The 25,344-nt window shown below is 56.2% G+C and carries 26 protein-coding genes; 23 read left to right on the top strand and 3 right to left on the bottom strand.

Annotated elements, in window-relative coordinates:
* Positions 1-86: 86 nt before the first annotated feature.
* Positions 87-395 carry a hypothetical protein gene (locus ACF8D4_RS01120; protein ID WP_391575191.1) on the bottom strand — a complete coding sequence of 103 codons (309 nt, stop codon included), beginning with the start codon at positions 393-395 and terminating at the stop codon, positions 87-89.
* A gap of 86 nt (positions 396-481) precedes the next feature.
* On the opposite strand from ACF8D4_RS01120, the gene ACF8D4_RS01125 reads away from it, so the two are divergent.
* The 3 genes from ACF8D4_RS01125 to ACF8D4_RS01135 all read left to right on the top strand — a co-directional run bounded on the left by ACF8D4_RS01125 (position 482) and on the right by ACF8D4_RS01135 (position 3,079).
* Entirely contained in the window at positions 482-1,159 is a 678-nt protein-coding gene (locus tag ACF8D4_RS01125) for a tetratricopeptide repeat protein (RefSeq protein ID WP_234522512.1), read from the top strand.
* Between the two features lie 136 nt (positions 1,160-1,295).
* Positions 1,296-2,486 (top strand): histidine kinase, encoded by a 1,191-nt coding sequence (locus ACF8D4_RS01130; RefSeq protein ID WP_342188192.1) that lies wholly within the window; start codon positions 1,296-1,298, stop codon positions 2,484-2,486.
* The gene (locus ACF8D4_RS01135; RefSeq protein ID WP_025010119.1) at positions 2,483-3,079 is read left to right on the top strand and encodes a DNA-binding response regulator; all 597 of its coding nucleotides are present in this window, start codon (positions 2,483-2,485) and stop codon (positions 3,077-3,079) included. The genes ACF8D4_RS01130 and ACF8D4_RS01135 overlap by 4 nt, the downstream gene beginning before the upstream one ends.
* Positions 3,080-3,205: 126 nt before the next feature.
* Here the strand turns inward: ACF8D4_RS01135 and ACF8D4_RS01140 are convergent, their stop codons facing one another.
* Positions 3,206-4,759, bottom strand: coding sequence for an L-lactate permease (locus ACF8D4_RS01140; RefSeq protein WP_392464394.1), 1,554 nt, complete (start codon positions 4,757-4,759; stop codon positions 3,206-3,208).
* 121 nt (positions 4,760-4,880) lie between these two features.
* Positions 4,881-6,173 carry an amino acid permease gene (locus tag ACF8D4_RS01145; RefSeq protein WP_144165026.1) on the bottom strand — a complete coding sequence of 431 codons (1,293 nt, stop codon included), beginning with the start codon at positions 6,171-6,173 and terminating at the stop codon, positions 4,881-4,883.
* 529 nt (positions 6,174-6,702) lie between these two features.
* On the opposite strand from ACF8D4_RS01145, the gene ACF8D4_RS01150 reads away from it, so the two are divergent.
* The 20 genes from ACF8D4_RS01150 to ACF8D4_RS01245 all read left to right on the top strand — a co-directional run bounded on the left by ACF8D4_RS01150 (position 6,703) and on the right by ACF8D4_RS01245 (position 25,328).
* On the top strand, positions 6,703-7,170 hold the full coding sequence (locus ACF8D4_RS01150) for a hypothetical protein (RefSeq protein ID WP_144134953.1): 468 nt from the start codon (positions 6,703-6,705) through the stop codon (positions 7,168-7,170).
* Positions 7,171-7,216: 46 nt separating this feature from the next.
* Positions 7,217-7,585 carry a nuclear transport factor 2 family protein gene (locus tag ACF8D4_RS01155; RefSeq protein ID WP_096142495.1) on the top strand — a complete coding sequence of 123 codons (369 nt, stop codon included), beginning with the start codon at positions 7,217-7,219 and terminating at the stop codon, positions 7,583-7,585.
* Between the two features lie 45 nt (positions 7,586-7,630).
* Positions 7,631-8,236, top strand: a complete 606-nt coding sequence (locus tag ACF8D4_RS01160) for a hypothetical protein (protein WP_392464396.1) — start codon at positions 7,631-7,633, stop codon at positions 8,234-8,236.
* A 170-nt stretch (positions 8,237-8,406) separates the two neighbouring features.
* Positions 8,407-8,646: a YrhK family protein gene (locus tag ACF8D4_RS01165; protein ID WP_037474551.1), complete on the top strand. Its 240-nt coding sequence runs from the start codon at positions 8,407-8,409 to the stop codon at positions 8,644-8,646.
* Positions 8,647-8,816: 170 nt separating this feature from the next.
* Entirely contained in the window at positions 8,817-10,892 is a 2,076-nt protein-coding gene (gene recG / locus ACF8D4_RS01170; protein ID WP_208125224.1) for an ATP-dependent DNA helicase RecG, read from the top strand.
* A gap of 188 nt (positions 10,893-11,080) precedes the next feature.
* On the top strand, positions 11,081-11,947 hold the full coding sequence (locus tag ACF8D4_RS01175; RefSeq protein ID WP_028780067.1) for a DUF3014 domain-containing protein: 867 nt from the start codon (positions 11,081-11,083) through the stop codon (positions 11,945-11,947).
* A gap of 244 nt (positions 11,948-12,191) precedes the next feature.
* Positions 12,192-12,920, top strand: coding sequence for a beta-ketoacyl synthase chain length factor (locus ACF8D4_RS01180; protein ID WP_054744177.1), 729 nt, complete (start codon positions 12,192-12,194; stop codon positions 12,918-12,920).
* The gene (locus tag ACF8D4_RS01185) at positions 12,917-13,714 is read left to right on the top strand and encodes a 1-acyl-sn-glycerol-3-phosphate acyltransferase (RefSeq protein WP_144131443.1); all 798 of its coding nucleotides are present in this window, start codon (positions 12,917-12,919) and stop codon (positions 13,712-13,714) included. The genes ACF8D4_RS01180 and ACF8D4_RS01185 overlap by 4 nt, the downstream gene beginning before the upstream one ends.
* Entirely contained in the window at positions 13,701-13,955 is a 255-nt protein-coding gene (locus ACF8D4_RS01190; protein WP_025010130.1) for a phosphopantetheine-binding protein, read from the top strand. Before ACF8D4_RS01185 ends, ACF8D4_RS01190 begins: the two co-directional genes overlap by 14 nt.
* 9 nt (positions 13,956-13,964) lie before the next feature.
* Complete coding sequence (locus ACF8D4_RS01195; protein ID WP_025010131.1) at positions 13,965-14,213, top strand: acyl carrier protein; 249 nt, start codon at positions 13,965-13,967, stop codon at positions 14,211-14,213.
* On the top strand, positions 14,213-14,761 hold the full coding sequence (locus ACF8D4_RS01200) for a hypothetical protein (RefSeq protein ID WP_025010132.1): 549 nt from the start codon (positions 14,213-14,215) through the stop codon (positions 14,759-14,761). The genes ACF8D4_RS01195 and ACF8D4_RS01200 overlap by 1 nt, the downstream gene beginning before the upstream one ends.
* 10 nt (positions 14,762-14,771) lie before the next feature.
* Positions 14,772-16,142 (top strand): AMP-binding protein, encoded by a 1,371-nt coding sequence (locus ACF8D4_RS01205; RefSeq protein WP_392464400.1) that lies wholly within the window; start codon positions 14,772-14,774, stop codon positions 16,140-16,142.
* The gene (locus ACF8D4_RS01210) at positions 16,135-16,497 is read left to right on the top strand and encodes a thioester dehydrase (protein WP_392464401.1); all 363 of its coding nucleotides are present in this window, start codon (positions 16,135-16,137) and stop codon (positions 16,495-16,497) included. Before ACF8D4_RS01205 ends, ACF8D4_RS01210 begins: the two co-directional genes overlap by 8 nt.
* Entirely contained in the window at positions 16,494-18,206 is a 1,713-nt protein-coding gene (locus ACF8D4_RS01215) for a glycosyltransferase (RefSeq protein WP_392464403.1), read from the top strand. The genes ACF8D4_RS01210 and ACF8D4_RS01215 overlap by 4 nt, the downstream gene beginning before the upstream one ends.
* Positions 18,203-19,756, top strand: coding sequence for a histidine ammonia-lyase (hutH, locus tag ACF8D4_RS01220; RefSeq protein WP_392464405.1), 1,554 nt, complete (start codon positions 18,203-18,205; stop codon positions 19,754-19,756). Before ACF8D4_RS01215 ends, hutH begins: the two co-directional genes overlap by 4 nt.
* The gene (locus ACF8D4_RS01225) at positions 19,753-20,190 is read left to right on the top strand and encodes a thioesterase family protein (RefSeq protein WP_100143393.1); all 438 of its coding nucleotides are present in this window, start codon (positions 19,753-19,755) and stop codon (positions 20,188-20,190) included. The genes hutH and ACF8D4_RS01225 overlap by 4 nt, the downstream gene beginning before the upstream one ends.
* Entirely contained in the window at positions 20,187-21,038 is an 852-nt protein-coding gene (locus tag ACF8D4_RS01230) for an outer membrane lipoprotein carrier protein LolA (protein ID WP_392464407.1), read from the top strand. The genes ACF8D4_RS01225 and ACF8D4_RS01230 overlap by 4 nt, the downstream gene beginning before the upstream one ends.
* On the top strand, positions 21,038-23,395 hold the full coding sequence (locus ACF8D4_RS01235; RefSeq protein ID WP_144220700.1) for an MMPL family transporter: 2,358 nt from the start codon (positions 21,038-21,040) through the stop codon (positions 23,393-23,395). Before ACF8D4_RS01230 ends, ACF8D4_RS01235 begins: the two co-directional genes overlap by 1 nt.
* A complete protein-coding gene (locus ACF8D4_RS01240; RefSeq protein ID WP_062793396.1) occupies positions 23,392-24,648 on the top strand; it encodes an NAD(P)/FAD-dependent oxidoreductase in 1,257 nt (418 codons plus the stop codon). Before ACF8D4_RS01235 ends, ACF8D4_RS01240 begins: the two co-directional genes overlap by 4 nt.
* Positions 24,645-25,328 (top strand): DUF3261 domain-containing protein, encoded by a 684-nt coding sequence (locus ACF8D4_RS01245; protein WP_096142504.1) that lies wholly within the window; start codon positions 24,645-24,647, stop codon positions 25,326-25,328. The genes ACF8D4_RS01240 and ACF8D4_RS01245 overlap by 4 nt, the downstream gene beginning before the upstream one ends.
* The last annotated feature ends 16 nt before the right edge of the window (positions 25,329-25,344 follow it).

The following is a 25,344-nucleotide window of genomic DNA, read 5'->3' on the forward strand; positions in this document are numbered from 1 at the left end:
AAAAAAATCCCGGGTTTTGACGTCAAGAATGGATAGTCAAAACCCGGGATATCACCAAGTTAAGGGCCCAAACAGCCCAGAAGCGCTCAAGAGCGAGCCGCTACATAACTCTCCATCTCAGCTATGCTGACACTGGCAATGAATTCCTGATCCAGGTAGAAGTCCACCATCTCCCCCTGCTTACGCCCCAGCATTACCTGCTTGGTGCCATCTTCATAGCTCAACGTCATCGCCAGGGTATTGTCATCTATGGCTGACATGCTGGCACGGCTCAGTTTTACCGGCGCCGTGGTCAGATCCTTATCCAGCTTATGATTGATCTTGAAAACGGCATCGGCCGGCATATCCACCAAGGCCAGTGACTTGCCGGTAATGATGACATTTGTCACCTGCAACTTATGACCTTTGTGAATACCGCCAATTCAGGCTCTCGGGAATACTAAACCCGACTCAGATTCGAGTCTGTTCATCCAAGGAGCGAATGATGCGTAAACTCACACTGTTATTGGGCCTGAGTCTGGCCCTCTCAACCCAGGCAGCCACCATTGATGAAATCGATGCCGCTGCAAATCAAATCGACATTGACACCTTGAGCCTCTACGCCGACAACAGTCAGGGATATCAACAGGCCTACGCCAACTATCGTTTGGCTGTCAGCGCCAATATACTCGGCCAGCTTCAGACCCGGGATCAGGCCTTGGCCACAGCGGCCGAAAGTCTTGCTCAACCGAACTTCAACAAGGACGGTGAAGCTCTGGCACTTCTGTCTGCTGTTTATGGTATGCAGATAACCGCCAATCCAAGCCAGTCGGCAACTCTGGGGAAAGCTGCAGGCAAGTCTCTGCAAGATGCCAGACAACTGGCACCCAACAGCCCCAGAGTCGCGCTCATTGGCGCCATCTCCAGTTTCTATACTCCTGTCGAGTATGGTGGCAGCAGTGACAGAGCCCTGCAGGAAATTGAACGCGCCCTGAAACTCTATGCCAATCCCTGCAGCGATATCTGCTGGGGTCAGGCCGAAGCCTACACCTGGCGGGGAGTGATACAGCAACAGCTGGGGCAATCCAAAGCCGCCAGCCGGAGTTGGCAACAAGCGCTGGCACTGGATCCTGACTACGCCTGGGCGGGTTTTCTTCTGTCAAAACAAACGCAGCAATAAGGGAAGGTGCGTACCAGAGCGCCACTGGGGTTTATTCGCACCACCTTAAGGTCTCGACCGGATCTCCGCCCGGGGATCCGGTTTACTTGTGCACCGATACACGCCATTATTTGCGCTGGAGATGCGAGGACAACCGATGCAGGATCCACAGACTCAAACCGAACTCAAACTGGCCAAATACTATCTGGTCAATCTGGCCTTTTACTTTATCCCACTGTTTATTATGCCGGTGTCGCCCTGGCAATGGCTCGCCAGCCTGCTGGTTTTGCCGCCCTTTATCTACTGTTATTTTCGCGCCTATGGCGCCGATAGGGCTAAAGTGCACTGGCCAATTCTGGGGATCATCCTACTGGCTATTTTGATCACCCCCGCCAACCCGGGTTCTTTGTCGCTGTTTACCTTCGCCGCCTTCTTTATCGGCTTTTTTTATCCTCTCAGGCTGCTCTTGCCGGCATTATTGCTGATCGCCCTGGTGCTACTGGCATTGAATCAGTTGCTGGGTTTTAACGGCCTCTATTTTGTCTATTATGGCTGCGGCCTGACAGCCGCTATCTCTCTGCTTGGGGTCGCCGAACGCAAACGCCAACAGGCCAAACGACAAGCCCGCCGTAGCGAAGAGGAGATCCGTGCCCTGGCGACCATGTTGGAGCGGGAGCGTATCGGCAGAGATCTGCACGACCTCATGGGACATCAACTCTCTTCCATCGCCCTCAAGGCCGAGCTGGCGAACAAGCTGCTGCAAAAAAATGATCTGCAAGCCAGTCGGGAACAACTCACTGAACTGGCGCAGATTGCCCGTGACAGCCTGAGCCAAATTCGCCGGGCTGTGGCCGACTATCGGCATCAGGGGCTTGATAGCTGCTGCGCCCAACTCTGTCGGCGCTTGCGCGAAAAAGGCTTGGCGGTCAGCCTGGAGGGGGAACTGCCTGTGCTGTCGCCACTGGCAGAAAGCCAACTGATACTGATCCTGACCGAACTGGTGAGCAATATTCTCAGGCACAGTGATGCCACAGAGGCACACTTGAGCTTTACCCTGGAGCCTCAACTTACTATTTGCCTGAGAGACAACGGCACTATAAGGCTCAAACCCACTCCGGGGAACGGCCTCAAAGGCATAGCCGAGCGGCTTGCCCTCTTGGGTGGAGAGCTGCAAATCGATACAGCAAAGGGGTTCAGCGCTCTTTTACTGCTGCCCAGACAACAGCTGTTATCGGCTCAGGGAGAGGGCATTGAGAAAGCAAAGAGCACAGTGAAAACCGAGAGTACCGAGAACATGGACAAGCTCGCCCAAGAGCAACACAAAAATCCCCAGGAGGGCCAGGTATGAAGATATTGCTGGCGGAAGATCAAGCCATGGTTCGCGGCGCGCTTGCCGGCCTGCTGCAACTCTCCGGGGACTTCAGCGTCACCCAGGCCACGGATGGCGACCAGGCATTGGCACTGCTCAAGACCGAGGATTTTCAACTGCTGCTGACAGATATCGAAATGCCCGGCACTTCGGGGCTGGAGCTGGCTGCCTGGGTCGCCCGAGAGCAACCTGCGCTGAAGACCATTATCATCACCACCTTTGGCCGCGCCGGCTATATCAAACGGGCGCTGGAGGCCGGTGTCTGCGGCTTCCTGCTCAAGGATGCCCCGGTGGAGGAACTGGTCGAGGCCATAGCCAAGGTGATGCAAGGTAAAAAAGTCATTGCCCCCGAACTGGCCATGCTGGCTCTTGGGGAGCAAGACCCGCTATCCGACAAAGAACGCCGTGCCCTGCGACTGGCCGCCGAGGGCAAGAGCAGCGGCGAGATTGCCGCTGCTCTCTTTATCAGTGAAGGCACGGTACGCAACTATCTGTCGGAAGCCATCAACAAGCTGGGAGCCTCCAATCGTATCGATGCCGCCCGAATCGCCAAACAAAAGGGCTGGCTGTAAGCAGGCGGGCAAGTAACAAGCATACTGCCATTACTCTGGCCTGTCAGCGGCAAGCTCTCTTTGCACAAAGAGTACGCGAGACAATAACTCCTCGCGTAAACTCCTCGTCGAAGAAATTCTCTGACATCAGCTCATAAACAGGTAATACACCAGGCCCACCTTAAGCCCCAGGATCAGGATGTAAGCCATACAGTATTTGATGGTGCCGGACATGATAGCGCTGCCCTGGCCCTCCATCCGGGTCGCAGACACGGCAATGGCTATGCTCTGGGGCGAGATCATTTTCCCGCCCGTGGCTCCGGAGGTATTGGCGGCAGCCAGCCACAGCGGATCCACCTGCAGCTTTTCCGCAGCCACTGTTTGCAACTTACCAAACAGCACATTGGAGTTGGTATCGCTGCCGGTGACAAAAGTCCCCAACGCGCCAATCAAGGGGGCGATAAACAGATATGCCCCTCCGGTAATATTCACCAGGGTATGGGCCATATCTGTTATCAGACCGCTGACATCCATCACGGTTGCCATCGCCACTATGGCGGTGATGGCTATGATGGAGGTTTTCAGCTGCTTTAACGTCGCGCTGAACACCTTTAACATGCTGGCCAATGAGGCTCCCTGAAGGGTACCGCCGATAAAGGTCGCCAGAATGATCAAGACACCCGGCGTGGCAATCCAGTCAATGGTCAAACTCAGCTCCACCCCATTGGCCAGCGGAAATACCGGCTTGGAAGACACCTGAGTCAGCAGGCTCTTGATTTCCGGAAACAGCGGCGAGCACAGCAGAATAAACACAAAGATCAGCAGATAGATGGCGCAGGCTTTGAAGATTTGTCCGCTACTGTAGTGGCCGGTGATGCGGCACTGGCCATTGTCGATACGATAAGCGGCCGGGGTGGGCTTTTGGCGTTTTTTAGCCATCAAGGCCACCACCAGCAAACTGACCAAACTGCCGGCAAAGGCGGGCAACTCAGCCCCCAGATGAATGGCGACAAAGTACTGCGGCAGCAGTGTTGCAATTCCGCATACCAGCGAAATACCAAACACTCCCCGTATCGCCTTGAATCCATCCCCTATGATGGCGACAATCACAAAAGGCAGCAGCAAGGTAAACAGTGCCAACTGCGCGATAACTGTGCCGCTGAGCTCAGTCACAGGCAGGTTTACCTGCTCAGCCAGAATCGACACAGGGATCCCCACGGCACCAAACGCCGTAGGCACTGTGTTGGCCACCAGAGAAGCAATCGCCGCCTTCAGCGGCTTGAAACCCAGAGCAATCAATATCCCGATAGGAATCGCCACTGCTGTGCCGTATCCGGCGGCGGCCTCGAGAAATCCGCCAAAACACCAGGAGATCAGTAACACCTGGATCCGCTTATCGTCGCTGATCCCGGCGAGAAGGTTTTTCAGTACCTCCATGCTGCGGGTTTGAAGCATCAGGTTATAGCTGAAGATGGCCCCCAGGATCACTATCACTATTGGCCACAAGCCTTTGATAACCCCATAAGCCATGGCCGAGCCCAATGTCTGTGCCGGGGTATGCCAGAAAATGGTTGCCTCGACCAGGGTCAGTAACAGAGTGATTAACACCGCCTGATGTATCGGCATCTTGATTTTCAGGATCAGCAGGATCATGACCAAGAGCGGTAATACGCCCAGGGAAAACAGCAGATACTCGTGCATAGGATTCCTTAAACGACAGAGAGAGTGAATTGCGTGATGGATTACGTCCCAAAACTTGGGGGTGAAGCTGGGTAGGCCTTGAGCAGGAACTCCAACCTGCTCAAGGCCTTGCGACAAGGCTTCAGCTGAACGTCAGCAAGGGGGACAGACACAGCAAGATGCCGGTCGCGATAACTATGTAGAGAGACAAGCCCTTATATTTATGCAGCGCAGGCACCCGATAGACCAGGTAAGCCGGGATCAAACATCCCACCAGGCCGAAGATCGGGCTGCTGATGCTGGTAAAGCTGAGCACAGGCGCATTGAAACAGATGGCGCCCCAGGCAAGCAGTATGGTGAACAAAATAATGCCGCGATTGACGTACTTGGTATTGATCTTCTCTTCCGCAGTGGTGCGCCTCAGCAAGTTCATGGTCAGGCCATAACAGGCTTCACGAAACCCCATGTAAACCGCAAAGAAGGCTGTCATAACGGCAAAAATATTCAGGATCAGGCTGAACAGCTTGATGGTGTCTCCGGGGATACCCTGAGCCACCATGGCCAAGGCGGAGATATTCTCATCGTAGGCTTTTAGCGCCTGGTCATGCCCCATGGCCAGGCTGAAAGACACGGCATAGAAAAATACCACCACAAAAAGTATGCCGAAGGCCAACTTCATCGCTCTCTGAGCCTTGTAGCGCGCCACCTCTATCGACTTTTCCCTGGCACGATAGGAGATCACCAGAGGGCTCAGGTTGGTCACAAACAGAATCGATGACAGGGTAAATGGCAGCATAACAATAGTGTCTTTGAAGCCACTCTGGGGAGTGGGAACCGCACCTATGTTATTCAGATCCCACTGCTCTATCATCATGAAACCCAATATCGCGATCACGCTCAATTTGGTGAGTACCATAAAGGATGAAACCTTGAATAGCAGCGCCTCGCCTCTGGATGCCAGACTCACCAGGATGCAAACCAGTGCCAACCCGTAGAAGGGATTATCGGACAACAGCTGTTTGGTGAGGCCAAAACTCTGCAGGAAAGAAGCGCTGTCATTGGTAATTGCGGTCGAATAAACCAATACCCAAATCACCAACATCAAGAAATAGAGCACACCCAGTAATATTCCCCAGTTTTTCCCCAGATAACCGGAAATCACATCCGGATAATCCTGGCATTTGGGAGATTCCACCAAGGTATTAATAAATAGTTTCTGAAACATATACATGGCTGGATAGCCAATAATGGCCGATAGCAGGAATACCCAAAGTCCCATCAAGCCTATTTGAATGGGCAGAAATACTATCCCCGCGCCAATGGCCATGCCTATACTGATGATCACCCAGCCCCAGTCCGTGCTGTCGAAGCGGGTTGCCGCCTTCCACTGTGCCGAGCCCCTGGTGATTTCTACTGCCGATATTGCTGCTGTCATTACGCCCCCTGGTTCAATTATTTTTTATTTATTTTTTGAACCATTTAATATTCAAGGAATATAAATTCCTAATGTATTTTCATTAATCTCAATGAGTTAAATATGGGGCCAAACCTGTATGATTATTGTAAATAGATAAAGTCTACCTCGGCAGATGTATAGACTAAGTTAAGCCAAATACGGCTCAAATATTGAAACCGCTCTGCTTTAGCAAACATTCCGGCGAAATTTGTATTGGCAATCCAATCGATCAATATGAAATTGGCCATCCGCAGATGAACTATCTTTCACACTTCCAGCATCCAATGAATATATTTTCATCATAAGTGCATAGAAGTTAATTTATATGAGTTTACCCAAACGCTGCGAATACGGATAAAAAGAGTGCCTGTAGCTGGTTTTCGGGTTCACCGCCGAGGCTAAAAGCTTTACCATGACTCGGCGACCAGCAAAGGCTTGTTACCCGAAGGCTGTTGTTTGGACGAGAAGAATCAGGGATCCAGTTAGCCCAAGTTAAGGAGAACAATCAATGCGTTGCAGACATTGCGGCTCAGACAATATCAGACACTTCAAAGCCATTCATGCCGAAGGCACAACAGAAGTTTCAGTCAGCGCCTCGGCCAAACCCGTGTGGAACAACCAGCCCTTCTCTGTGCATGGAAAACAAAAACTCAAGGGTGGCGCCCAACTGCAAACCGAACTGGCCAAGCGCTGCTCGCCGCCATCTGACCCTCAGCCCTTGGTGCTATTTCTGGCGGCTTTCCCCGGACTACTCTTGGGCGGCTACCTGGGGTTTCAGGCAGGCAGCAACTGGAGCAGTTTTTGGCTGGGAGTGCTGTGCTTTTTTGTCTCCTGTTTTACTCTGATCCTGAGCGCCGATTGGCTGTGGAAAAACTACTTGGGAGGGCGAAAGTCGATGCAGCAATACCAGGCGGCACTGAATCAATGGCAGAACTCCTGGTACTGTGGCAAGTGTGCCAAAGTCAGTATTTTTTAAACCTTCTTGCCTCTTTGCCGTCACTCATCAGGCCTTGGGAATAACCATGAATCACATCTCAGACATTCAGCAACTGGAAAGCCAACTGCGTAGCGCCATGTTGAATTCGGATATCAATTTGCTGGATAGACTGTTGTCGCCTCAACTGATATTCACCAATCACCTGGGGCAAGTGCTCGGCAAAGCAGAGGATCTGCATGCCCACAGCTCAGGCCTGCTCAACATCACTCGGATAGACATCCTGGCCGAAGAGATACGGCTGCATCAGGGGACTGCGATAGTGTCGGCGGAGGTGAATATTCAAGGCAGCTATGCCAAAGCGCCGACCAACGGCCGTTTTCGCTTTACCCGGGTTTGGCTGCACAGGACAACCGGCTGGCAACTGATAGCGGCTCACTCGAGCCTGCTGGTTTGAGCACTGGGTTTTACGACGAACTACTGATTTCATGGTGACCATTTTATGACCAAAAACCCACAGCAGACCAGGCTATGCCAATATCAGCAGCATATGCTGATGACAAAGCTCGAGGCTGAGCCAGGCAAGTTGAAACTCGTCTGGCTCAGCAGGCAAACGCAACTGAAATACGCGCTTTGGGGACTACTGGCGATGCTTGCCGGAATTCTGGGAGTACTGGTGTTGGACCCAGCCAGACAGGACACTTGGTTTACGGCTGCCATCATAGCTATAGTGCTGGGGCTCAGCGGCATCATCATGGGCCTGAACCTCTACCGCCTGCTCAAACCCGTTACTCTGGATCTGCAACAGGGCTGCTTCTTCCGGGGCGGAAAAAGCAAGCCTCTCAGTCAACTCTGCCGCATAGAGGTGCAACGCAATACCTATAACGAAAGATTCAGAAGTCACATGCTTGAACACCTGACTGACGAAGAGCTCATAAGTGTCAGCGTGGTACTCTGTTTTGCTGAGCGTGAGCGACTCGGTTTTGGCCTGTTCAAACCTCAAAAGCAGGCCACAGACAAGGCCAGAGCCTACGCACAAACACTCGCCGAACTGATAGGCTTTAACGGCGAAATAACAGTTACCCAGGGTTCAGGCCTGGGCCGTTAAGTTACGCTACTCTTTAGCCAAGCCTGACAAACCAAAGGGGCCAGCTGTTAACTTAATTCAATGATTATGTTGATATATTTATACACACAAAAACAAAGGGAATTAGATTTGCGCTCGGAGGATGGCAGCGTTAAGGTATCGCGGCGAATCATAACTACCAAGAAGGAACCATGATCGACAGTAAGCAGCGATATTTTGCCGAGCAAGATATCAAAGCCCCCGCCACCCCTCTTCCCAAACACGCCTTGTTCAATACCCTAAGCGACCTGATAGTCGCTCTCTGTTTTCTACTGGGCAGCTTCTTTTTTCTCACAGATGTTCACACTATTATCGGCGCCTGGCTGTTTGTAATAGGCAGTGTTCAGCTACTGATAAAGCCCCTGGTCACCCTGCTCAACTGGTGGCGCTGACAGATTAATCTGCCACCAATATATCAGGGCTTTTGCCATACACTCGCCCCCAGGCAGAAGCCCTGCCACCATTGCGCCACACTTTACCCAGCCGATAAACGCAACGCATTGCCAAGGGCTATTTCTCTGATAGTATATGTATAAATTCACAGTAATCCGGTGCTAAAGGTTTGCAGAGACTGGATCTTATTGCTATCACCGAGCTCAAGGGCGTAGCCGCTAAAATGGCTGAGAAACTGCACAAGCTCGGAATCAACACGGTACAGGATCTGCTGTTCCACCTGCCGCTGCGCTACGAAGACAGAACCCGCATCTACCCCATAGCCAGCCTTACTCCCGGCAGCTACGGCACCATAGAAGCCGAAATTCAGTCCAGCCAGATCATCAATGGCCGCAAGCGTATGTTGATCTGCAATGTCCGTGATGACAGCGGCACCATGACCCTGAGGTTCTTCAATTTCTCAGCCGCCCAGCGCAATGCCATGCAACAAGGTCTGACCATTAGAGCCTACGGCGAAGTGCGCCGAGGTAACCACCAGGCCGAGATCATTCATCCGGATTACAAGATACTCAAAGGCGACGAACCGCCCAACCTCAGTGAAACCCTGACGCCCATCTATCCCACCACTGAAGGGCTCAAGCAGGCCAGTTGGATGAAATTGACCGAGCAGGCTCTAAACCTGCTGCAGGAGGACGGACTGCAGGAGTTACTGCCCGAGGCGCTGCGCCCCAATCAGCAAAGCCTGGCTCAGGCGGTGCGCACCCTGCATAGGCCCCCGGCGGATGTCGATATCTACCGTCTGGAACAGGGGCAACACCCGGCGCAGCAACGCCTGGTGCAGGAAGAACTGCTGGCGCATAACCTGTCTATGCTCAAGCTCAGAGAGCGCAGTAATCATGACAAAGCCGTGCCTTTGCCCGCCACCCGCGCTTTACTCAATCCCTTCCTCGCCGCCTTGCCCTTTAAACCTACGGGGGCGCAGCAGCGAGTGGTGGCAGATATCGGCCGCGATATTGAAAAGCCGCAACCCATGATGCGCCTGGTTCAGGGCGATGTTGGCTCGGGCAAGACCCTGGTGGCGGCCATGGCCGCACTGCAGGCGATAGAAAACGGTTATCAGGTGGCCATGATGGCACCCACTGAGCTGTTGGCCGAGCAACATGCGATTAATTTCAGTCAGTGGCTGGAGCCATTGGGGCTCAAGGTCGGCTGGCTGGCGGGCAAGCTCAAGGGCAAGGCCAGGGCTCAGTCGCTGGAGGATATCGCCTCCGGCAGTGCCCACATGGTGATAGGCACCCACGCCATCTTTCAAGAACAGGTACAGTTTCACAAGCTGGCGTTGATCATCATAGATGAGCAACACAGATTCGGCGTACATCAGCGCCTGGGGCTGAGAGAGAAAGGCATCAGCCAGGGTTTTCATCCCCACCAGCTGATCATGACGGCAACCCCTATTCCCCGCACCCTGGCGATGACCGCCTATGCGGATTTGGATACCTCCATCATCGACGAGTTGCCGCCGGGGCGCACCCCGGTCACCACAGTGGCCATCAGTGACAGTCGGCGTCAGGAGGTGATCGATAGGGTACGTCAGGCGGCGCTCAATGACGGTCGCCAGGCCTACTGGGTCTGCACCCTTATCGAGGAATCCGAAGTGCTTGAGTGCCAGGCGGCCGAAGACACCTGCGAAGAACTGCGTGCCGCCCTGCCGGAGCTGAGCATAGGCCTGGTACATGGCCGTATGAAGAGCGCCGAAAAACAACAAGTCATGGATAGCTTCAAACGCGGCGACCTCAAGTTGTTGGTGGCCACCACTGTCATTGAAGTGGGGGTCGATGTACCCAACGCCAGTCTGATGATCATCGAAAACCCGGAACGGCTCGGGCTGGCACAGTTGCACCAGTTGCGCGGCCGGGTCGGTCGCGGCGCCGTGGCCAGCCACTGCGTCCTGCTGTACAAGGCACCGCTGTCACACACGGCTACCAAACGGCTTGGAGTATTGCGTCAGAGCAACGACGGCTTTGTGATTGCCCAAAAAGATCTGGAGATCCGCGGCCCCGGTGAAGTGCTGGGCACCCGCCAGACAGGTATAGCCGATATGAAGGTGGCCGATCTGGTACGGGATCAGGCGCTTATTCCCCACATCCAGAAACTGGCTCGCCACGTGATGAGCCAAGCACCGGAGAATGTCGATGCCATCATTCAGCGTTGGCTGGGCGACCGGCAGCAGTATGTTCAGGCCTAGTGCGCTAAAAACGTCACAAAGTTGCCGAGAGTTCAGCCGGGGTTCAAGTCAATCACCACAGGATCTGCTCTACTGGCAATATTTCACAAATAAATCCTGCTGCCGGGCGGCCGAACGCTGGACAAGATGGCCAATATTTGCAGAATGGGAGAGGCGCTGCCTAACAGGTATCAATGAAAGGAAATCCAATGCAAGTCAATCAAGAAGATAGAATCGCGCCGCAGGAAAAGTCCTCTGGCAACAGTGGCATTGCTATCATCCTATTGGTGTTGGTATTGCTGATTGCAGGAGGAGCCTACTACTATTTCAGCGGCGAACAAGAGCCGCAGCAAGCAGCAGAGCCCACCCAGGTTGAACTCCCCGAACCCGCTCCCAGCGAACCGCTGCAAACCCAAGTCCAGGTGCCTGAACCTGAAACCGTACCCGAGCCAGAACCTGAAGTGGTTCAGCCCGAAGTCGAGCCGGAACAACCTCTGCCTTCACTGGCCGAAAGTGATGAATATGTTCATGAAAAGGCAGTGGCTATGGCTGATGGCATGAAGATAGAGCCACTGCTGGTTGAACAAGATCTGGTACGCCAGTTCGTGGTGTTTGTCGATAACCTTGCCCAAGGCGAACTGGCCCGTAAAACCAGTCCGATGAAAGGCCCGAGCGACACCTTCACAGTATCTGAAATCTCCAACAAAACCTATCTGGATCCGGATAGTTATCACAGATACGACCTTTACGCCGACTTCCTCACCGGCCTCAACGACGAGCAATTGCTCAACACCTATCGTCAGTTGTCGCCGCTGCTGGAGCAGGCCTTCGATGAGCTGGGTTACCCCAACCTCAAATTCGATGAGCGGATGCAACAAGCCATCAAGGTGCTGTTGGCAACCCCAGTGATAGAAGATCCTATCGAGCTGTACGCCATCAGCGTGAACTACAAGTTTGTCGATCCCAAACTGGAAGCCCTGCCCAACGCGCAGAAAATGCTGGTACGTATGGGTCCCGACAACACCCGTAAGATCAAGACGGTACTGCGGCGGCTGCAGAGCCAGCTGAGCAACTGAGCGGCATCTGAATCACCCGGCGCCCGCCGGGTGATTCCCTTGTTAGCGAAAAGTTGTAACTGATCTTTAGCTGTAACCTAAACCCCTTCTTAAAACCCGTACTTTCAGTGTAGAATATGGCCCTTTGTACCGGTGTTTCAGAGGGAACGGGCAATCGGTACGGCGGTCGCATTCCGACCCGACAGATTCACTCCCTCACGACCCGTAAGGGATAGCAACAAAGATCTGTGTCAGAGGCAAAGCAGTGCAACTAGCGTTCAGTATTCTCTCCTGGGGAGCCTGGTCCCCGGAGTATCAACAGCAGCAAGATTGGCAGCAGTGGCAAAGTAGCAACTGCGCCCTTGATGACAGCGATCGCATTGCCCCCAAGTTACCCCAGGTTGCCGCCATGCAGCGGCGCCGTTTCAGCCGCCTGAGCAAGATGATGCTGGAAGCCGCCTTTCAGGCTGAAGCCCCCAGCCAATGCCGCAGCGTATTTGCCTCGCGCCATGGCGAACTCAATCGCACCATAGAACTGCTGCAGGATATTATTGCCAGGCAGCCACTCTCCCCCATGGGTTTCAGCCAATCGGTTCACAACACCGCCAGCGGTCTGTTTGGCATAGTCACGGGTAATACTGGCGCTTCCACTTCAGTGGCGGCGGGCACAGATACCCTGTCCCAAGCCATGTTGGAAGCCTGGGCCCAGTTGGCCGAGGACCCCAGCCCCCTGCTATTGGTGTTCGGCGATGACCCTGTGCCGCCAGTCTATGATGAATTTACCCAAGAGATGGAACTGCCGCTGGCCTTGTCTCTGCAGCTGGCCCCGGCCAATGTTACCGGCATAGCCAGAGTTACCCTGAGCCAGCAGACCGGCGCCGGGCAGCCGCTGAGCTTCGGCGCACTGCTGCAGGCACTGGCAAACGGCACGGCAATCCAGGGGCAACTGGCCCATTGGCATTGGCAGCTGGAACCCTCAAGGGAGCCGCTATGACAGCCCCGGCAACCGGTATCGGCTATTTTCCCCGTTGGCTCGCCGGCATCAGCTGTTATATCGCCTTCGGCCTCGGCGGCTTGCTGAGCTCCTTGACCATTTTACCTGTGCTGAGGTTCTGGCCCGGCGAGCGCGATGTGCGCATTCAAAGAGTACAAAAAGCGGTGCACTACATGTTCCGCGGCTTTGTGCATATGCTGACCTGGGCCGGCGTGGTCAGGGTCAGCACAGTCAATCTGCAGCGATTACGGCAGGCCAAAGGCATGGTGGTGATTGCCAATCACCCCACCCTCATAGATGTGGTGGTGTTAATCAGCCTGATGCCCAATGCCGGCTGCATAGTAAAACAGGGACTGTGGCGTAACCCCTTTCTGCGCGGAGTCGTCTCCGCCGCCGGCTATATTCCCAATCGCGGCGCCGAGCTGCTGCTACAGGACTGCCGTGAAGTGTTGGCCAGAGGCACCAATCTGATCATCTTTCCCGAGGGCACCCGCACGGTAAAAGGCGCAGTGATCAATCCCTTTGCCCGCGGTTCGGCCAATATCGCCCTACGCACCGGGGCCGATATTCTGCCAGTGGTACTCAGGGTGGTTCATCCCGGACTCACCAAACAGGATCCCTGGTACGAAATCCCGAGACGCACCATACAGATGCAAGTGGAAACCGGGGCAAGCATAGCGCATCTGAGGTATGATGCCGAAAGCGGTGGCGATGCCCGGATGGCACGCCAACTCACCAGAGATCTGGAAACCTATTACAAACAACAATTAGATATAAATTATGAGCTTACATAACGAAATTAAACAGCTAATCATAGATTGCCTCGATCTTGAGGATATCAGTATCGACGATATAGATACCGAAGCACCGCTGTTCGGTGAGGGGTTGGGACTGGATTCCATCGATGCACTTGAGCTGGGCTTGGCGATCAAGAAGCAGTTCGACGTCAAGATCGAAGCCAACTCAGAGGCAACCAAGGCCCACTTTTACAGTGTTGCCAGCCTTGCCGCGTTTATCGAATCCCAGCGCGCGTAGGAGGTGCTCATGCAAAGCCGTGAACAGATATTGGAAATGCTGAGCAAGATCCTGGTCGATGAGTTTGAAGTGGATGCCGAGGCGATAACCCCTGAGGCTTCCCTCTATGAAGAGCTGGATCTGGACAGCATAGATGCGGTGGATCTGGTGATCAAACTGCAGCAGCTGACCGGCAAAAAGATCCAGCCCGATGAATTCAAGTCGGTACGGACGGTCAACGACGTGGTTAACGCCATCGAGGGACTGGTTAAAGACTGATGCGTGCCCTGGCTCAGACAGTCACGGCCCTGTTGCTGCTGGGATATCCCCTGGCGGTATATCTGGGGCTGAACTATCTGCCGGGCAATGGCCTGGCACTCTTGCTGGCGGCCTTGCTCGGTGCCAGGTTGCTGCTGGGGAAGCAAAAGCTCAAGGCGCTGGCCGCCCCGGTCGTTCTGGGGTTACTGCTGGCGCTCGGCAGCTTGCTTGCCAAGCGTCAGGACTGGCTGCTGTACTACCCTGTGCTGGTCAATGCCTGCATGCTGGTGCTGTTTGCCTCTTCGCTGCTTAAAGGTCCCAGCATGGTGGAACGTCTGGCCAGGTTGGCCGAGCCGGATCTGCCCGAGGAAGCCAGGCCCTACCTGGTAAGGGTCACACAACTCTGGTGCGGTCTGTTTGTCTTCAACGGCGGCATGGCGGCTTATACGGCGCTGTTTACCAGCCTGGAGACCTGGACCCTGTACAACGGCCTGATAGCCTATCTGCTGATGGGGCTGCTCGGTGGCGGAGAATGGCTCTATCGCCACTTTTGTCTGAAGCGATCATAAAGGGACAGTTATGACAGAGTTATTGAAAACCTGGCTTACCCAAGGCCCAGCAGGGCAACAACTGATCAGTTTTAACCACCATGACATAGTCACGGGTTCACTGTTCGCCACCCAGGTCTATCATCTGCATCAGCGCCTGCAAGCCCGGCCGGAAAAGCGTTGGTTACTGGCCTGCGACAGCAGCGATCTGTTCGCCGTTGGCCTCTGCGCCGCCCTGTTGTCGGGCAAGCAGATCATACTGCCGGCCAACACTCAGCCGGGTACCCTCAGCGAACTGACCCAGGAGTTTGATGCCATAGTGTCAGACCGCCCCCTGTGTGAGGGCAAGATCTGGCTCGAGCTGAAAAAAGAGCTGTCACTGCCCCACTCGCCCTGGCCGCAGATGGCCGAGGAGGATGAGTTCGGCGAACTGCTGCTGTTCACCTCTGGCTCCAGCGGCCAACCCAAGGCGGTTCGCAAGCGTCTGCAGCAACTGGATGCAGAAGTCAGTGTGCTGGAGCAGACCTTCGCCGCTCACCTGCCACACTGCAGCGTGATTGCCACTGTCAGCCACCAACATATCTATGGCTTGCTGTTTAAGATTCTCTGGCCACTGGCGGCCAGTCGCCCCTTCCTCAGCGATCTGGTGGAATACCCGGAAACCCTGAGTTATTACACCGCCCTGTTTCCCAACCTGTGCCTGATCAGCAGCCCGGCGCAGCTGTCGAGGCTGCCGGATGCGCTGGAGCATGAACGCCAGCTGCACACTCCCAGCCTGATCTTCAGCTCCGGCGGGCCCCTGAGCCTGGAAGCCGCCCAAGGGGTCAAGCGCTGCTACGGTAGCCTGCCAATCGAGGTCTACGGCAGCACGGAAACCGGCGGCATAGGTTATCGGCGCCAACAGAGCAGCGACACGCCCTGGCAGGCCTTTGCCCCCATGGAGCTGAGCAATGACAGCGACGGCGCTTTGCTGCTGCGCTCGCCCTATCTCGAAGACGACGGCCAATACCGCTGTGAAGACAAGGTCCGGCTGCTGGGCGAAGGCCAATTCTGCCTCGAAGGCCGCTTGGACCGCATCGTCAAGATAGAGGAAAAGCGCCTGTCTCTGGTACAGATGGAAACCTTGCTCAACGCCCATCCCTGGGTGACCCAATCGCATCTGGTGCTGCTGGAAAACCCCAGGGTGCAACTGGGCGCGGCGGTAGAGCTTTCCACCGCCGGCAAGGCACAGCTCGAAGCCGAGGGCAAACTCAGCATCAACAACGCCCTCAAGGCCCATCTGCTGAGCCAATTTGAACGTGTGACTCTGCCAAGGCGCTGGCGCTATCCACAGCAGCTGCCGCTCAACGCCCAGGGCAAGTTGCTCAAAAACGATATTCTTGAGCTGTTTGATCATGATTAAGTCTGTTCTTCCGCCCATTCTTCAACACCGGCATCAGGACAATGAAGCCAGTTGGTGCCTGAGCATTCCGGCCGAGCTGCCTATGTTTGCCGGCCACTTTCCCGGCCAGCCGGTATTGCCCGGCGTGACTCAACTGGACTGGGCCGTGCGTCTCGGCAGCCAGGCATTCGGCTATGATGCCGAAGTCGCGGTACTCGAGGTGCTCAAGTTTCAGCAACTGCTGTTGCCGAATATGCAAGTCACCCTCAGCATCAGCAATAACCCCGCCAAGGGTAAACTGAGCTTCAGCTACAGCAACGGCGAACAGAAGTTCGGCTCGGGTCGTATTGCCTTCAAGACAGAGGCCAAGCAATGAAGCTGGCGCTGATCATCCCCAATTACAACCACAGGGGCCATATCGCTGCAACGCTGGAAGCCCTCAAACCGCTGGGGCTGCCCTGCTTTTTGATCAACGACGGCAGCGACGATGAGACCCGCTATCTGTTGCAACAGTTGGCCGAACAACACAGCGACTGGGTCAGCCTGCTGCATCACCCTTATAACCGCGGCAAGGGCGCCGCCGTGATGACAGGCCTGCGCGCCGCTTGGGCTGCGGGTTTTTCCCACGGCCTACAGGTGGACGCCGACGGCCAACATAATCTGGAAGATATTCCGGCGCTAATCGCCAGGGCGCAGCTCAACCCCAAGGCGCTGATCTCCGGCCTGCCGCAATATGATGATTCCGTGCCCAAGGGTCGGCTCTACGGCCGTTACCTGACCCATTTTTGGGTCTGGGTCGAGACCCTGAGCCTGGATATCCGCGATTCCATGTGCGGCTTTCGAATCTATCCACTGGCGGCCACCGAAGCCCTGCTTCGCAGCGAAGCCCTCGGCGAGCGGATGGACTTTGATATCGAAGTCATGGTGCGTCTCTACTGGCGCGGTGTTGCCATAGAGCATATCCCCACCAAGGTGATCTACCCGGAAGACGGCAGCAGCCATTTTCAGGGGCTGGCCGACAATGTGCGGATCAGCAAGCTGCACAGCAGGCTGTTTTTCTCCATGCTGTGGCGCAAGCTCAAGGGGCAGAAACTGGGGCCAATACAAGCGGCACAAGACAACCCCCAAGGCGCCCATTGGTCCAACGTCAAGGAACGGGGCAGCTACTGGGGTATCAAGCTGCTGGCCGAAAGCTATCGTTTCGGCGGCCACTGGCTGGCACGGGTAATCATGTACCCGGTGATCTGTTACTTCTTTATCACGGGGCGACAGGCCCGCGAGGCGTCACAAGCGTTTCTAAAGCGGGTGCAGACACTGGAGCCACAGCACCCGAGCCTCGGTCAGCCAGTGACTTGGCGCGACAGCCTGCGCCACTTCTTCGCCTTCGGCAATGCCGCGCTGGATCGCATCGATGCCTGGTGCGATCGCATTCGCTTGCAGCAGGTGGAGTTCAGCGACCGTCAACAGTTGGCCGAGCAGTTACAAAGCGGCCAGGGAGCCGTGTTGCTGGTGTCCCACCTTGGCAATATCGAGCTGTGCCGCGCCATCTCCATTCACCAGCGCAAGGTGAAGGTCAATGTGATGGTGATGACCCGCAATGCCGAAAACTTCAACCGGGTGCTCAAGCAGCTGAACCCGGACAGTGAACTCAACTTACTTCAGGTCACCGAACTCAACCCGGCCACCTCCATGTTGTTGCAAAGCAAGGTCGAGGCCGGAGAATTGGTGGTGATTGCCGCCGATCGCACCTCCAGCCACAGCCCGGGTCGTACGGTAAAAGTGCCATTCCTCGGCGAGATGGCGCCCTTCCCCCAGGGCCCCTTTATTCTGGCCGGTCTGCTGGACTGCCCCATCTACACCATGTTCTGCCTGCGGGAGCAGCAGGGCTATAAAGTCTGGCTCGAGCCCTTCGAGCAGAGCCTCAAAGGCCCGAGAGCCGAGCGGCAGCAGCGACTGCAACAGGCAGCAGGCCTCTATGCCCAGCGACTGGAACATTTTGCCCGCAAGGCACCACTGCAGTGGTTTAACTTTTTCGATTTTTGGCGGCAGGACCAAGTTGCTGACCGCCCCAAGGACAATTCATGAGCGCAACAGTTAAGGCCACCAAGACGGTCGGCTTCGGCCAAACATCACTGACACTGGAACAGGTGGTCGCCATCGCCAAAGGAGCGCCGGTGACCCTCAACGCCAGTGCAGAGTACCGTGACTATATCCAGCGCGGCGCCCGCTTTATCGACAGCCTGCTTCATGAAGAAGGCGTGGTCTATGGGGTCACCACAGGCTACGGCGATTCCTGTACCGTCAATGTCGGCCCGGATCTGGTACACGAGCTGCCGCTGCATCTGTCGCGCTTTCATGGCTGCGGCATGGGCAAGGTGCTGGAGATCCCCCAGGCCAGAGCCGTGATGGCCTGTCGCCTCAACTCACTGGCCGTGGGTAAGTCCGGTGTCAGCTATGAGCTGCTGGAACGCATAGCCCTGCTGCTGAACCTCAACATAGTACCGGTGATCCCGGAGGAAGGCTCTGTGGGTGCCAGCGGCGATCTCACGCCACTGTCTTATCTGGCCGCCGTACTGGTTGGCGAGCGGGAGGTCTTCTATCAAGGACAGCGCCGCGCCACCAGCGAGGTCTATGCTGAACTTGGGATCAGCGCCCTCAAGCTCAGGCCCAAAGAGGGCCTGGCACTGATGAACGGCACCGCCGTGATGACGGCGCTGGCTTGTCTGGCCTATGACAGGGCCGAGTACCTGAGCCGCCTGTGCGCCCGCATTACCGCCATGGCCTCACTGACGCTCAAGGGCAACTCCAACCATTTCGACGAGATACTGTTTGCCGCCAAGCCACATCCTGGGCAGAACCAGGTCGCGGCCTGGATCCGTGAAGACCTCAACCACCACGAGCACCCACGTAACTCAGATAGACTACAGGACAGATATTCGATTCGCTGCGCGCCGCACATTATTGGGGTCTTGGCCGATGCCCTGCCCTTTATGCGCCAGTTTATCGAGACCGAACTCAACAGCACCAACGACAACCCGATAGTGGACGGCGAGGGGGAACATATTCTCCATGGTGGCCACTTCTATGGCGGCCATATCGCCTTTGCCATGGACAGCCTCAAGAATGCGGTGGCCAATTTGGCGGATCTGCTGGACAGGCAGATGGCTCTGGTGATGGATCCCAAATTCAACAACGGCCTGCCGGCCAACCTGTCGGCCAGCCAGGGCGAGCGCAGCCCCATCAACCACGGTTTCAAGGCAGTGCAGATAGGTTGCTCGGCCTGGACCGCCGAGGCACTGAAACACACTATGCCCGCCAGCGTGTTCTCACGCTCTACCGAGTGCCACAACCAGGACAAGGTCAGCATGGGCACCATTGCCGCCCGTGATGCCCTGCGGGTATTGGAACTGACCGAGCAGGTGGCCGCTGCCGCACTGCTGGCCATGAGTCAGGGGATCCGCCTGCGCCTGCTCGCCGGTGAACTGGAACGGGAGTCGCTGACCGAGTCAGTAGCTACCACCCTGGCGCAGCTGGAAGCCGACTTTGAACTCTTGATTGAAGACAGGCCGCTGGAAGCCTTGTTGCGGCAAACCCTGGCCAAGATCCAAGCCGGGGAGTGGGAGGTGTGCCGATGAAAGCTATCCTCAGCACTGAAATAGAGCTGGAGATCCCCTTCCACGATGTCGATTCCATGGGCATTACCTGGCACGGCAACTATCTGCGTTATTTTGAAATAGCCCGCTGCAAGCTGCTGGACAGGTTCGACTACGGCTACCGGCGGATGCAGGAGTCGGGTTACGCCTGGCCGATAGTGGATCTGCAGCTGAAATACGTCAAACCCAGCCGTTTCGAGCAGAAGATCCGGGTGAGTGCCGCCTTGGTTGAGTGGGAAAATCGGCTGAAGATCAACTACCAGATTTGCGACGCCGCCAGCGGTGAGCGCCTCACCAAGGGCTACACCATACAGGCCGCGGTGGATATGCAGACTCAGGAACTGTGCTTGGTGACCCCGCCGGTGTTCCGCGAGCGCCTGACGCCCTTTATCGCGGCCGCCGAGGCCAAGTCATGAAACCTTCAGCCTGCGGCTTTCGGCTCACTCGGCAGCCAGCCACACTGCTTGGGCTGCTGGGACTGGTTTGGTTTGGCGCCGCTTGCAGCAACATGGCTTTAGGGGAAGTGGCGCCAGCCACTATGGTATTGGGAGAAATGGCGCCAGCCACTATGGCATTGGCAAAAGTGGCGGCTGATAACACTCAGACAGAGCCGGTGGCAGTATTGGCCGCCGAAGCCAAGGGAAAAATCAGGCCGGAGGCGCAGGCATTCGACAAACTCTTTGCCAGGGCGGCCACAGAGCAGGCTCTGCAGCAGTTAAGCACTAAGATGGCTCTCAGCGACAGCAGCCGAGGCCAGTTTGAGCAGGTGCGCTGGCTCAGGGTGCTGAAGCAGCCACTTCGCAGCAGCGGCGAATTTCTGTTTCAGCGAGAGCTGGGCATGCTCTGGCAACAGCAGACTCCCTTCGGCAACCTCTTGCTGCTGAAACAGGGCGAGCTTATCCAGCAGGACAGCCAGGGCAAGCTCAGTGTCACCAAGGCCGATGCCGGCCCGGCAGCCATGGCTGAAATGCTGCCGCGCATGATGCAATCTCTGCTCTCCGGTGATATTCAGGCATTGAGCCAAGGGTTTGAACTCTATCTGCTCAATGACCAAGCGGGTCATTGGCAACTGGGACTCAAGGCCAAGGAGCAGACAATGGCAGCTCTGCTGCCGCAAATGGTGCTCGAAGGCAATAAGGATCTCGAATCTCTGACCCTGCTGGCCAAGAACGGCGATATCAGCCAGATATTTTTCTCTGAACTGGATAAATCCCCACTCAATGACAGCGAGCGCGCTCGCTTCTTTCCAGAGGTGGCCCCCTGATGTCGCCTCGCCCTGAGCGCTCTCGTCCCAGGCTCTCTGCGCCGGTTGGCCTGCTGTTGTGGCTGGGGCTGCTGACGCTGCTTATTCTGCTTGGCGTCTGGCAGTGGCAACAGGGCGGCCGTATTCAGAGCGACATTCTCGCCATGCTGCCCAAGGTGCAGGAAGATCCACTCGCCGAAGCAGCGCTGAAACGCATGGAGCAGAAGCTGGGCAATCAAGTGTATATCGGCCTGATTGCCAAGGATAAGCCTCAGGCGATCGACGCCGGCAAACAGCTACGGAGTGCGCTGGAAAAGGAGCAAAACGCCTTTAAGAGAGTGCGCAGCGCCGAGGCCGACAGCTTCAGCGCCCTGGGGCGTTTCTATTTCCCCTATCGCATGGGGCTGCTCAGTGACAGCCAGAGGCAGCAACTCGCTAGCGGTGAATTAACCCCTCTGATTCAAAACGCGCAGCAACAGCTCTATAGCGCCTTTGGCGCCGCCGGCAGCGACCTGATTGCCGAAGATCCGCTGTTGTTGTTCCCCGACTGGCTCAAGTCGCTGGCCGAGGGCCGCAGTCTCACCCAGGCAGATGGCATACTGTTGGCGCCAACGCCGCAAGGCCAGTATGCAGCCATAGTGATGGCCGAGGGCATAGGCAGCGCCTTTAACCCGCAGCAACAGGCAATCCAGCTCAAGGCGCTGGAGCAGGCCTTGGCGCCTCTGCCGCAAGATATTCGAGTGCTCAAGGCCGGTGCCCTGTTTCATGCCGCGGCCGCAACAGAATCGGCCAAGAGCGAGATCAACCGTATCGGATTAGTCTCCCTGCTTGGAGTGATTCTGCTGGTGCTGCTGGCGTTTCGCTCCTTGATGCCGCTGACGGTGGCACTGCTCACCCTGGGCAGTGGATTCCTGGCGGCGACGGTCACTACCCTGACACTGTTTGGCGAACTGCATCTGCTGACTCTGGTGTTCGGCACCAGCCTTATCGGTATCGCCATCGACTACAGCTTTCACTTCTACTGCGAGCGCTTGCAACATCCCAAGGCTTCTCCCAGACAGGTGATTGGTCTGATATTCCCGGCCGTGACCCTGGCCTTGCTCACCAGTGTCGGCGCCTATCTGGGTATAGGCCTGGCACCTTTTCCCGGCATGCAACAGGTGGCCGTATTCTGTGCCAGCGGGCTGATTTTCACCTGGCTGACACTGCTGCTGGCTTACCCGGCCATAGCCGCCAGCCCCTTGCTTGCCGGAGACAGCCGACTGGCGCTGGCTGGCCGCTTGCTGAGTCTCTGGCAAGCTCTCGGTCGGCGCAGCAGTCTGTTAATCCTGGTGCCACTGGGGTTACTGCTGCTGTTTGGCGGCATTGACCTCAAGGCCAACGATGACATCCGGGCGCTGCAGAGCAGCCCGGCAGCCGTTAGCGAGCCGGAAAATACTCTCAGGCAACTGCTGAGTGGCGGCACAGACAACCAGTTCCTGCTGGTCCGAGGTGACAGCGCCGAGGAGATGCTGCAGCGTCTCGAACAGCTGGCGCCTGGGCTCGAGCGTTTGATTGCTGAAGGCAAACTCGGCAACAGCGTGAATATCGCCCGCTATTTGCCGAGCATCAAACGCCAGCAGCAAGATCATCAGTTGCAGGGGCTTATCTATCGCCAAACTGATACGGTTTTGGACACCCTGGGGCTGAATGCCGAGCTGGCCGGGCCGCTCTCGAGGCAATGGGCCGAATTCCAGCCGCTCTCGGCCACAGACTGGCTCACCAGTGAAGGGGCTAAATCCTCAGGGCTGAGTGACCTCTACCTCGCCCCCACTGACGGAATAACGGCTCACGCCGCCATAGTGCTGCTCGGTGGCATCCACGATCTCGACGCCCTCAAGCAGCTGGCAAGCAGCAACCCGGGCGTGCAGTTGGTCGACAAGGTCGCCGATATCTCGGCGCTGATGGCCAAATACCGTCAATTGACCCTGCTGATGCTGGCACTGGCACTGACACTAGCGGCGGTGATTTTCAGCTGGCGCTTTGGTTTGCGCCGCGGCCTTTGGGTGGCGCTGGTGCCGACTCTGGCGGCGATTCTGACTCTGGGCGCCCTTGGCTGGCTCGGCAGCGGCTTGACCCTGTTTCATGCCCTGGCACTGGTGTTGGTGTTCGGCATAGGCGTGGACTACAGCCTGTTTTTTGCCGAAGCTAAACAGCATCCCAGAGGCGTGATGTTGGCGGTGCTGATGTCTGCCGCCTCAACCCTGCTGGCCTTTGGCCTGCTGGCTTTGAGTGACACCTATGCCATTGCCGCCTTTGGCATGACCCTGGCGCTGGGCATAGGTTTTACCCTGTTACTCGCTCCCCTAACCTCAACTCTTACAAGGAATGCAAAGTGAACACTGCCAATGCCGTGGAACAAGTCGATGTGGTAATTATCGGTGCCGGGCCATCCGGCTCGGTCGCGGCCAGCCTGCTGAAACAACAAGGAGTAGATGCCCTGGTGCTGGAGCGGGCCCAATTTCCACGCTTTTCCATCGGAGAGAGCCTGCTGCCCTGCTGCATGACAGTGCTGGAGCAGGCTGGGATGACAGAAGCCGTGGCCGAGGCAGGGTTTCAGTTTAAAAACGGCGCCGCCTTTCGGCGCAACGGCCGCTACACCACCTTTGATTTCAGTGACAAGTTTACCCCTGGCCCCGGCACCACCTTTCAGGTTCCCCGAGGCCAGTTCGACAAGCTGCTGGCCGACACCGCCAGTACCCAAGGGGTAGAGATACGTTATGGCCAGACGGTCACCGCGGTGGATCTCAGCGCAGAGCCACGGCTGACAGTGGCAGACGAAAATGGACGAGTCTATTCAGTGCAGGCCAAATATCTGCTGGATGCCAGTGGCTTTGGCCGGGTGTTGCCAAGATTGCTGCAGCTGGAATGCCCCTCCAGCCTGCCGGCCCGCTCGGCCATCTTTACCCATATTGAGGACAATATCAGCGACCCGGAGTTTGACCGTAACAAGATCCTTATCAGCGTGCATCCGCGCAACAAGGATATCTGGTATTGGTTGATCCCCTTCAGTAACGGCACCTGTTCGCTGGGGGTGGTGGCCGAACCGCATCTGCTGGCAAGACTCGAAGGCAGCCTGGAGCAGCAACTGCGCACCATAGTCAATGAAGAGCCAGGGCTGGAGGCGCTGCTTAAGGACGCCAGAGTGATCCGCGACTGCGCCACCTTGAAGGGCTATTCGGCCAATGTCAGCACCCTGGCCAGTGACAAGTTTGCCCTGCTGGGCAATGCCGGTGAGTTTCTCGACCCGGTATTCTCCTCCGGGGTGACCATAGCCATGCACTCGGCCAGTCTGGCCTGCGACTGTCTGGTACGCCAACTCAAGGGGGAAGCGGTAGACTGGCAGCAGGATTATGCCGAGCCCTTGATGCTGGGGGTCAACACCTTCCGCACCTATGTGGAAGCCTGGTATGACGGCAGATTCCAGGAGGTGATCTTCTTTGAAGACGCCAACCCCAAAATAAAACAGATGATTTGCTCTATCCTGGCGGGCTACGCCTGGGACAGCAACAACCCCTTTGTCAGTGAATCCCGGCGCAGATTGGATCTGGTGGTGAACCTCTGCCGCGACGCCGTCGAGGAAGCCTTATGACAGCCGCTGTCACCCGCTTGCTACTGCTTGCCACTGTGCTGGTTGGCCTGAGTGGCTGCAGCCAGCTATTGTATCGCCAAACCTGCGTTGCCCTGGCAAAGGATGTCAGTTATTGTCTGGCGCCGCTGCCGCTGAACCAGGCCGCGCCCAAGGGACAAACCTCTGATACCAAGGCTGCCAAAGACGCAAAGCAGCCAGATGAGCCCCAGGGCAGTGACTCGGTTCAAGCTCAAACTTTGGAGCAAACGCTCAGTCTCAGCCAGCAGGTGCGGCTGCAACGAGGGGAGCAGAGCCATGAGCTTATCAGCCAACTGGAACTGCAGCCGCAGCAGATGACAGTGGTGGGGCTGGCACCTCTGGGCCAAGCACTGTTTACCTTGATCTACGATGGACATACACTGACCAGCGAGCAGAGTGTACTGCTCGGCAATGAGTTTAAAGCAGAATATCTGCTGGCCTTGCTGCAGCTCATCTATTGGCCGGAGGAAAAGCTGAACGCTTATCTGGATGGTGCCAGGGTGAAACTGGAAGATTGCGCCGCCGTCCTGTGCCGGGTATTGCTGAGCAATGACAATCGCGAGCTGATACGGATAAGTTACTCCAGCCCCGACATCTGGCATGCGGAAGTGGCCATGAACATGCCGCAGGCCGATTTAAAACTGAACATTAAGCCCCTGTAATGGATACAGGGCCGGA

The sequence above is a fragment of the Shewanella sp. YQ_9 genome (assembly GCF_043103185.1).
Classification (GTDB): Bacteria; Pseudomonadota; Gammaproteobacteria; order Enterobacterales; family Shewanellaceae; genus Shewanella; species Shewanella algae.

Bases quoted from the DNA above. Each gene is read 5' to 3' on its own strand.
- ACF8D4_RS01125 (WP_234522512.1), top strand. From the start codon at position 482: ATGATGCGTAAACTCACACTGTTATTGGGCCTGAGTCTGGCCCTCTCA.
- ACF8D4_RS01130 (WP_342188192.1), top strand. From the start codon at position 1,296: ATGCAGGATCCACAGACTCAAACCGAACTCAAACTGGCCAAATACTAT.
- ACF8D4_RS01135 (WP_025010119.1), top strand. From the start codon at position 2,483: ATGAAGATATTGCTGGCGGAAGATCAAGCCATGGTTCGCGGCGCGCTT.
- ACF8D4_RS01140 (WP_392464394.1), bottom strand. From the start codon at position 4,759: ATGCACGAGTATCTGCTGTTTTCCCTGGGCGTATTACCGCTCTTGGTC.
- ACF8D4_RS01145 (WP_144165026.1), bottom strand. From the start codon at position 6,173: ATGACAGCAGCAATATCGGCAGTAGAAATCACCAGGGGCTCGGCACAG.
- ACF8D4_RS01150 (WP_144134953.1), top strand. From the start codon at position 6,703: ATGCGTTGCAGACATTGCGGCTCAGACAATATCAGACACTTCAAAGCC.
- ACF8D4_RS01155 (WP_096142495.1), top strand. From the start codon at position 7,217: ATGAATCACATCTCAGACATTCAGCAACTGGAAAGCCAACTGCGTAGC.
- ACF8D4_RS01160 (WP_392464396.1), top strand. From the start codon at position 7,631: ATGACCAAAAACCCACAGCAGACCAGGCTATGCCAATATCAGCAGCAT.
- ACF8D4_RS01165 (WP_037474551.1), top strand. From the start codon at position 8,407: ATGATCGACAGTAAGCAGCGATATTTTGCCGAGCAAGATATCAAAGCC.
- ACF8D4_RS01175 (WP_028780067.1), top strand. From the start codon at position 11,081: ATGCAAGTCAATCAAGAAGATAGAATCGCGCCGCAGGAAAAGTCCTCT.
- ACF8D4_RS01185 (WP_144131443.1), top strand. From the start codon at position 12,917: ATGACAGCCCCGGCAACCGGTATCGGCTATTTTCCCCGTTGGCTCGCC.
- ACF8D4_RS01190 (WP_025010130.1), top strand. From the start codon at position 13,701: ATGAGCTTACATAACGAAATTAAACAGCTAATCATAGATTGCCTCGAT.
- ACF8D4_RS01195 (WP_025010131.1), top strand. From the start codon at position 13,965: ATGCAAAGCCGTGAACAGATATTGGAAATGCTGAGCAAGATCCTGGTC.
- ACF8D4_RS01200 (WP_025010132.1), top strand. From the start codon at position 14,213: ATGCGTGCCCTGGCTCAGACAGTCACGGCCCTGTTGCTGCTGGGATAT.
- ACF8D4_RS01205 (WP_392464400.1), top strand. From the start codon at position 14,772: ATGACAGAGTTATTGAAAACCTGGCTTACCCAAGGCCCAGCAGGGCAA.
- ACF8D4_RS01210 (WP_392464401.1), top strand. From the start codon at position 16,135: ATGATTAAGTCTGTTCTTCCGCCCATTCTTCAACACCGGCATCAGGAC.
- ACF8D4_RS01215 (WP_392464403.1), top strand. From the start codon at position 16,494: ATGAAGCTGGCGCTGATCATCCCCAATTACAACCACAGGGGCCATATC.
- hutH (WP_392464405.1), top strand. From the start codon at position 18,203: ATGAGCGCAACAGTTAAGGCCACCAAGACGGTCGGCTTCGGCCAAACA.
- ACF8D4_RS01225 (WP_100143393.1), top strand. From the start codon at position 19,753: ATGAAAGCTATCCTCAGCACTGAAATAGAGCTGGAGATCCCCTTCCAC.
- ACF8D4_RS01230 (WP_392464407.1), top strand. From the start codon at position 20,187: ATGAAACCTTCAGCCTGCGGCTTTCGGCTCACTCGGCAGCCAGCCACA.
- ACF8D4_RS01235 (WP_144220700.1), top strand. From the start codon at position 21,038: ATGTCGCCTCGCCCTGAGCGCTCTCGTCCCAGGCTCTCTGCGCCGGTT.
- ACF8D4_RS01245 (WP_096142504.1), top strand. From the start codon at position 24,645: ATGACAGCCGCTGTCACCCGCTTGCTACTGCTTGCCACTGTGCTGGTT.